General features: G+C 49.1%; 1 protein-coding gene. It reads left to right on the plus strand.

From position 1 onward, the window contains the following. A partial coding sequence (locus tag DBY86_RS13870) for a two-partner secretion domain-containing protein (protein ID WP_107820193.1) occupies positions 1 to 8,161 on the plus strand: 8,161 nt, incomplete at both ends.

Consider the following 8,161-nt stretch of genomic DNA (forward strand, 5'->3'; position numbering starts at 1 on the left):
TAGCCGTTGCTGAAAATGCCAAACGCGAGGGCAAAAACACAGCCGACACCCAAGCTGTAGGTATTTTGCCAAATGATATTGCGGGCTTTACGGGTTTTATCCATTCTATCTCTGTTATCTCATTCTCCCTTTCATTACTGCTCGGTTCTGCCCTTATCCTGACTTCTTCTTCTGCTAATGCCCAAGGTATCGTTGCCGACAAATCCGCACCTGCACAGCAACAGCCTACCATCCTGCAAACAGGTAACGGCATACCGCAGGTCAATATTCAAACCCCTACTTCGGCAGGGGTTTCTGTTAATCAATATGCCCAGTTTGATGTGGGTAATCGCGGGGCGATTTTAAACAACAGCCGCAGCAACACCCAAACACAGCTAGGCGGTTGGATTCAAGGCAATCCTTGGTTGGCAAGGGGCGAAGCACGTGTGGTTGTAAACCAAATCAACAGCAGCCATTCTTCACAACTGAATGGCTATATTGAAGTGGGCGGACGACGTGCAGAAGTCGTTATTGCCAATCCGGCAGGGATTGCAGTCAATGGTGGTGGTTTTATCAATGCTTCCCGTGCCACTTTGACGACAGGTGAGCCACAATATCAAACAGGCGCATTAACAGGCTTTCAGGTTCGTTCGGGTCATATTGCGATCACGGGACACGGTTTGGATGCCCGTGATACCGATTTCACGCAGATATTGAGCCATGCGGTTAAGATTGATGGGCCTGTGTGGGGTAAAGATGTGCGTGTGTCGGCAGGGAAAAATGATGTCTCAGCTGATGGCTCTATCCAGTCTTCACACTCCCCTGCTACGAATATAAATTCCGACAACTCACTGTATGCCATCGATACAGGGGCATTGGGCGGTATGTATGCCGGTAAGATCACCCTGATCAGCACTGATCGTGATGCATCTGTGCGCAATCAGGGGCAATGGTTTGCCTCAGCCGGCAATGTGGCAGTGAATGCTGAGGGTAAACTGGTCAACACAGGCATGATTGCAGCGACGGGAGAAAATCATGCGGTTTCACTTCATGCCCGCAATGTTCATAATAGCGGTACGGTTGCCTCACAGGATGATGCCAATATTCACAGCCAGACGCTGGACAATTCAGGTACGGTCTTATCCTCAGGTCAATTGACTGTCCGTAATTTAGGCCGTCTGAAAAACCAAAACAACGGGACGATCCAGGCTGCCCGCTTAGATATGTCAACAGGTGGTTTGGACAACACAGGTAATATTACTCAAACAGGTTCACAAGCATTGGATTTGGTATCTGCCGGCAAATTCGATAACAGTGGCAAGATTGGTGTAAGTGACGTTCCACAGACCGGTTTGAATCCCAATCCATCAGTCATACCACAGATTCCGAGTACTGCAACAGGTTCAGGCAGCAGCACTGTCTCGGTATCTAAGCCTGGTTCAAACAATCCCGTTTCACCTACAGCACCTGCAAAAAACTACGCCGTAGGACGCATTCAAACAACAGGAGCATTTGACAATGCAGGATCAATCAATGCAGGTGGGCAAATTGACATTGCCGCCCAAAACGGTTTGGAAAATTCGGGTAGTCTGAATGCGGCTAAACTACGAGTATCAGGCGATTCATTTAACAATACGGTAAAAGGCAAACTCCAGGCACACGATCTGGCTGTTAACACTCAAACTGCTAAAAACAGCGGTCACTTATTAACTCAAACCGGAAAGATTGACAACCGTGAACTGCATAATGCCGGAGAAATTGCCGCCAACAATCTGACACTCATTCATTCGGGCAGCTTGAGCAATGATAAAAAAGGCAATATTCGAGCTGCACATTTACAGCTTGATACCGCCGGTTTACATAATGCAGGTAACATTCTTGCCGATAGTGGAACCGTTACCACCAAGAATAATCTTCGCAATACAGGAAAAGTTTCTGTTGCACGACTGAATACCGAAGGTCAGACTCTAGATAATACGCACGGACATATAGAGGCTGAAACGGTTAACATCCAAAGTCAGCAACTGACTAACCAAAGCGGCCATATTACTGCTACCGAACAACTGACTATCAATAGTCGAAATGTAGACAACCAAAACGGCAAACTCCTATCTGCAAACCAAGCACAATTAGCTGTTTCAGACGGCCTATACAACCAACATGGTGAAATTGCCACCAACCGGCAGTTGTCTATTCACGATAAAAATCAAAACACTTTGGCGTTAAACAATGCGGACGGCACGATTCAATCTGCCGGTAATGTATCGCTACAAGCCAAATCACTCGCCAACAATGGCACATTAACAGCCGGTAACAAACTGGATATTGCTTTGGCGGACGATTTCGTCGTAGAGCGCGACCTTACTGCAGGCAAACAATTAAATCTAAGCATAAAAGGCCGTCTGAAAAATACCCATACCCTACAAGCAGGCCATACGCTCAAACTCAATGCCGGCAATATAGATAACCAAGTTACAGGCAAAATTATTGGCGGAGAACAAACGGACATCACATCCGAACAACATGTTGACAACAGGGGCTTGATCAACAGCGACGGTTTGACCCACATCGGTGCAGGTCAAACCCTGACCAACACCGGGACAGGCAAAATCTATGGCAACCATATTGCCCTGGACGCGCAAATACTGCTTAACCGGGAAGAAACGACGGAAGGCAGTACCAAAGCGGGGACAATAGCTGCAAGGAAACGTTTGGATATTGGAGCGAAAGAGATTCATAACCAAGAAGGTGCCCTACTATCCAGCGAAGGTATTTTTGCCGTAGGTAATCGACTGGATGAACAACATCATGCGGCAGGCATGGCCGATACCTTTGTTAATGGCAGTGCCGGTTTGGAAGTACAAGGTGATGCATTGATGTCCGTTAGGAATATGCAGAATATCAATAATCACTTTAAAACAGAGACATACTTAGCCAAAGCGGAAAAGCAAGTCCGCGACTACACCGTACTGGGGCAAAATACCTACTATCAGGCAGGAAAAGACGGTTTATTCGACAACTCGCAAGGACAAAAAGACCAAACTACTGCTACGTTCCATTTAAAAAATGGTTCTCGTATTGAGGCCAACCAATGGCATGTCCGAGACTACCACATCGAGACTTATAAAGAACGCATCATCGAAAACCGGCCGGCACACATTACTGTGGGCGGTAATTTGACTGCCTCAGGTCAAAATTGGCTGAACAAAGACAGCCGGATTGTAGTAGGCGGGCGTATTATCACTGATGATTTAAACCAGAAAGAAATTACCAATCAAAGTACAACAGGCAAAGGTCGCACAGATGCTGTCGGCACACAGTGGGATTCAGTTACAAAAAAAGGATGGTACAGCGGTAGAAAAAGACAACGCCGTACTGAAAGAAACCATACTCCTTACCATGATACCCAACTATTTACCCACGACTTCGACACGCCTGTATCCGTCATCCAACAGAATGCCGCCTCCCCTTCCTTTCAACCCGCTGCATCTGCAATCAAACTGATTGACGGAGTATCCACAGCAGCCGTCAATGGTCAGCGCATCCATACCGGTAATGTGGTCTCGTTAAATAACGCTACTGTTACTCTGCCTAACAGCAGCCTCTATACCACCCATCCTGACAATAAAGGCTGGTTGATTGAAACCGATCCTCAATTTGCAGACTACCGCCGCTGGTTGGGCAGCGACTACATGTTGCAACAACTGCAATTGGACACCAATCATCTACACAAACGGCTAGGCGACGGCTACTACGAACAAAAACTTGTTAATGAACAAATCCACCAGTTAACAGGCTACCGCCGACTCGACGGCTACAGGAGTGATGAAGAACAATTCAAAGCTCTGATGGACAACGGCCTTACTGCTGCCAAAACATTCGGTCTCACCCCAGGTATCGCCTTGAGTTCAGAGCAAATTGCCCGCTTAACTTCAGATATCGTTTGGATGGAAAATCAAACCGTCACCCTGTCTGACGGTTCGACTCAAACCGTACTGGTTCCTAAAGTCTATGCCCTGGCGCGCAAAGGTGATCTCAATACCTCCGGCGGCCTGATTAGTGCCGAACAAGTCTTACTTAAACTGCAAAACGGCAACCTGACTAACAGAGGTACCATTGCGGGGCGGCAGGCCGTACTCATCCAGGCACGGAATATTAACAGCAACGGCAACATTCAAGCCGACCAAATCGGCTTAAAAGCTGAAAAAAGTATCAATATCGACGGCGGGCAGGTACAAGCAGGCAGACTGCTGACTGCCCAAGCGCAAAATATCAACCTTAACGGTACAACCCAAACTTCCGGTAATGAACGTAACGGCAATACCGCCATCGACCGTATGGCCGGCATTAACGTGGTCGGAAGCTATACTGAACAAGTAGATAACAGAACTTCAGACGGCATCCTATCCCTGCATGCCGGCAACGATATCAACCTCAATGCGGCCGCCGTCTCTAACCAAGTTAAAGGCGGCACTACCCAAATTACCGCCGGCAATAATCTCAACCTCGGCACCATTCATACCGAACATCGCGAAGCCTATGGTGCATTAGATGACGAGAACCATCGCCATGTCCGCCAAAGTACCGAAGTCGGCAGCAGTATCCGCACGCAAAACGGCGCACTGCTTAGAGCCGGTAACGACTTAAAAATCCGCCAAGGCGAACTAGAGGCCGAAGAAGGCAAAACCGACCTTGCCGCGGGACGTGATGTCACTATCAGCGAAGGACGCCAAATAACCGAACTGGACACCTCGGTAAGCGTAAAAAGCAAAGGCATCCTTTCCAGTACCAAAACACAGGACCGCTACCGCTTCAGTCATGATGAAGCAGTCGGCAGTAACATCGGCAGCGGCAAAATGATTGTTGCAGCCGGGCAGGATATCAATGTACGCGGCAGCAACCTTATTTCTGATAAGGGCACTGTTTTAAAAGCAGGTAGAGACATCCAGCTAGAAGCAGCTTCTAATCGCCATTTTGATGCTGAAACACACGAATATAAAAAATCGGGTCTGAGCGGAGGTTTCCGCGATGGTGTTTTAAGTGTCGGATACACTAAAGCTTCCACAAAATCCAACCAAGACCAAACTGTCACCACCCTGACAAACTCCCAAGTCGGTAGTAAACAAGGTAATACCGTAGTTGTTGCCGAACGAACCCTAAACACCAAAGCTGCGATACTGGCATCAGGTAGCGATATGCACCTACAGGGACGTGATGTTGCTTTAAATGCAGGGTACACGGAAACAAATAACAACAACGATATCGAACAAAAACAATCAGGTCTATCCATGGGCATAACCCTGAATCCCATTGATGCTGCCAAAGCTAATTACAAACGCAATATGCAAGGCAGTGGCTACAGCAATAGCATAGTGGGTAAGACCTTGCAACGCGCCGATGCCGGAGCAAAGGCATCCACAGCAGCTTTTACTCCTATCGTCATCAACGGTGGTCGCCAAAAAACTACGGAAAATCGTCATCAAGAAGATACGCAAGCAGTGGTAACGGCCGTTTCTGCGCAAGGCAACCTAAATATTGTTGCCGACGGCGGCAGTATCAGAAGTGAAGGGACAAAACTGACTGCCGAACGCGATATCCTGCTTTCGGCAACAGAAAGTATAACGTTGGATGTTGCCCGCAACACTGCCGATCAACACGGTTCCCGTAAGCGCAGCGGCTTCAGTATAGATAACCGAGAATTGATTCCGGCAGGGACGTTTAATGACCGTGGCAATGCACAGGGCAATCTCGATAAAGCCATCGGCACACAATTGTCCGCGGGTGGTATGGCCGTATTACAAGCGCAAAAGGCGGATATCAACATCTTCGGTAGCAGCGTTGCCGCGCAAGATGATACTACCTTGTCTGCCGGCCGTAATATCAATATCCGTTCCAGCCAAAACAATCAAACCAAATCAGAACGTCAAATCACCAGTGGCATCGGCACTGCGGTAATTTCCGATACCGAACACTTTGCCGGGTGGATGAAAAACCGGAAAGATAGTAACAGTAATCAAGTTGAACAGATTAAATCCCAAGTTGGGAGCTTGGGCGGCAACGTCAATATGCAGGCTGGTGGCAACTATACCCAACAGGTTGCCAATGTGGTGGCCGTCAAAGACATCAATATTACAGCAAAAAGCGTTGAGATTCTGGCTGACCACAATCGCAACAACAGCCACCAATCCGAGCGCGACGTTAAAATTGGCACCTTTGCCAAGGTATCTTCTCCACTGATCGACCTGGTAAACGCTGCCGAAGGCGCGGTGAAGAGTAAAGCAGACGACCGCACGCAGGCGCTGCAAACACTGGCTGCAGGTGCACAAGCTTATTCTACCTACAATACCGCTACCAGCGGCGGTGCATTAGCCAAAGCAGAAGTAGGTTTCGGCTTTAAAACTGCCAACAGCAGCCAAGACCAAAGCCAAAACCATAGCCAAGCCAATGTTTTGAATGCCGGTGGTAACCTCAATATCCGTTCTACCGAAGGTAACATCCACCTTCAAAACACCCAAGCACAAGCGGCTGAAACCCTCCGCTTAGATTCAGCCAAAGATTTGATACTCGAATCTGGCCAATCTTCCCAATCCGCCGATGGAAAAAATAGCAGCCTTGGTGCATCAGTGGGTGTAGGCGTCTCCGTAGGCGCGCAAACCGGTGTTTATGCTTATGGCGAAGTGGGTGGCAGCAAAGGTAAAAACCATTATCTTGCCCAAACACACGATCACACGACCCTCCAAGCTAATAAAATCGAATTGGCAAGCAAAGGTGATACCACTCTCAAAGGGGCTACAGCCACTGCCGGCCGCATTGATGCCGATGTAAAAGGCCGTCTGAACATCGAAAGTGTTCAAGACCATACCGAACAGGACAACAAACAAACCGCCGCCGGCGTACGTGTACAAGTTTCCTTGGGCACCGCCTGGGAGGCTTCGGGCAACTTCAACCAAAGCAAAGCTTCGGGCAGCAGTGACAGTGCGGCTATCCAATCCGGACTTTTTGCAGGAGAAGGCGGCTACCACATCGAGGCCGACAGCATCCACCTAAAAGGCGGAGCCATTACCTCTACCGCGCCGAAGGAGCAAAATGAATTAACTGCCAAACGTCTTACTTTTGAAAATATTCAAAACCAAAGCAGTTATAGCGCATCCAATGTCAGCTTGAGCGGCAGTTACGGTAGCGACAGCCCCTCTGAAACCCCCGACAACGCCGACTTCCGTCAAACAAACTTAGGTAAAGCATTTGCACGCTCTGCAGGCAAAAATGGTACCGACTTCAACCCCGGCTTGCCGCAATATGAAAAAGGCGGCGACAACAGCACCACCTATGCTACCCTGAGCGAAGGCCGTCTGAACATCGGCGGCAAAGAAACCACCACGCAAGAACTGGGTATCAATAGTGACAGCAGTAACGCACACCGTGCTGTTGCGGCTCTGCCCGATTTAGCCAAGATTACTGAAAAGCAACAGATTATAGCTAAAGCAACTTCCGATATAGTATCCGCTGCGCACACTTTCAGCAGCAACCGCCAAAAAACCGCTGCAGAAAATAAAGCCAAAGCCGAAGCGGAGTTCGAAGGCCGTCTGAAAGCCCAAAATGACGGCAGCTATGAAGCCTACGCCAAACTGGACGAAACCGGACGGCAAAATATTCTCATCAACTCCTCAGAAGCCTATCGCAAAGCCGATGCCGAAGCCCAAAATTGGGGGGTGGGAGGTAAACACAGCCGCGCCCTTAATGCCGGCATCACCCTCGCGACCGGTCTGCTTGGTGGTCAAAGCGGGTTGCAAAGCGCAGTCAATGCCGCTGCGCCCTATGCCTCCGAAGCAATAGGTAGGACATTCGGTCACGGTGAAAACAAAAACGAAACCGCCCAGGCAATCGGACATTTCCTTTTAGGAGCAGCTATCGCCCGCGTCAACGGTGGTAATTTTGCTGCCGGCGGCTCGGCAGCAGTTGCAGCTGAAAAGGCGGCGGAACATCTTGCCCAACGGTATAACGATGGTAAAACCGCAATTGATCCGCAAACAGGCGAGTTCAATGCCAACCTGCTGCCGGAACATATCAAAGAGGAAATCAAATCGAAGAGCGGGGTGATTGCATCGCTGACGGGCGCGGCCGTAGGCGGCACGCCGGTAGACGCGCAAACCGGAGGTGCGGTCGGGCAGAATGCGGTGGAAAA

The organism is Neisseria bergeri (assembly GCA_003044455.1).
Lineage (GTDB): Bacteria > Pseudomonadota > Gammaproteobacteria > Burkholderiales > Neisseriaceae > Neisseria > Neisseria bergeri.